Genomic DNA, 1,241 nt, shown 5'->3' with positions numbered 1-1,241 from the left:
GGCGTGGGATGCGCCGGCGGCAGCGGGGCCGGCGGGCGCTCGGGGCGCGGGTAGACCAGCACCTGGGCCGCCGGCCGCCACACCGCCCAGGCGCGGAACAGGCCGAGCGGAAAACGCGTCTCGACGCTGATCGCCGGCACCGGGTGCAGCCCGCGCGCCCGCGGCACGAAGCTGACCTGGGTCGCGGACTGGCCGCCGGCCGGCACGTCGGCCCAGGTCAGCGTCGCCGCATCGGACGATTCGAGGCGCAGGCCGATGCCGAAGCGTTCGGCCGCCGGGCTCGTCAGCGTGACCGCGAGCGGCGCCGGGTCTCCGGCGAACACCGCCGCCGGCGGGCGCAGGTGCAGCGTCATGCCGCGCAGCGTGTTGTGCGTCAGGTGCATCGAGACGATGCCGCTGCCGGCCAGCAGGAAGGTCAGCACGTAGCCGAGGTTCAGCTGGTAGTTGATCGACGCGACCAGCAGCACCATCAGCGTCAGCGCGAACATCAGCCCGGCGCGGGTCGGCAGGATGTAGACGTTGCGCTGGGTCAGCAGCAGCGTGTCGGTGTGCGGCAGCCGGGCCTGCCAYCAGGCGCGAAAGCGCTGGCGCACCGCGCCCGCGGCGAGCGCGAAGGGGCGCAGCGGGAGCTTCAGCGCGTCGGCGGCCTGCATGGCGTCGGGTCGGCGAAGGATCAGGGCAGCGGGATGGATTCGATCATCGCGCGCACCTGCTCGCGCGCGCCGCGGCCCGCGCCGGCCACCGGCACCAGCCGGTGCGAGATCGTCTGCGCGAGGATCGCCTGCACGTCGTCCGGGGCCACGTAGTCGCGCGAGTCGAGCAGCGCATGCGCCTTGGCCGCACGCAGCACCGCGATGCCGGCGCGCGGGCTCAGCCCGTCGACGAACCAGGCGCCGCTGCGCGTCGCGCCGATCAGCGCCTGCAGGTAGTCGAGCAGCGCGTCGGAGGCATGCACGCGCAGCACGTCCTGCTGCGCCGCGAGCAGGTCCTGCGGCGTCATCACCGCGCCCAGCGCGCCGATCGCCTCGCGCCGGTCGATGCCGGCCAGCAGCGCGCGCTCGCTCGCGTAATCGGGGTAGCCGAGCGTGATGCACATCAGGAAGCGGTCGAGCTGCGACTCGGGCAGCGGGTAGGTGCCGAGCTGGTCGGTCGGGTTCTGCGTCGCGATGACGAAGAACGGCGACGGCAGCGCGCGCGTCTCGCCTTCGATGCTGACCTGGTGCTCCTCCATCGCCTCGAGC

Annotated in this window: 1 protein-coding gene and 1 pseudogene; both read right to left on the bottom strand. The window is 73.8% G+C overall.

All coding sequences use genetic code 11. The annotated features are described in order from the left end of the window. Positions 1-653, bottom strand: a pseudogene (locus AC1DXV_RS34830) (DUF58 domain-containing protein); the annotation flags it as partial. Between the two features lie 20 nt (positions 654-673). Next, on the bottom strand, positions 674-1,241 hold a 568-nt coding region (locus AC1DXV_RS34825; protein ID WP_477938074.1), incomplete at its 5' end, for an AAA family ATPase.

This window comes from Rhizobacter sp. P3_C12, assembly GCF_056402735.1.
The sequence above is the reverse complement of the archived record's forward strand: the minus strand, read 5'-3'. Positions and strand labels throughout refer to the sequence as shown.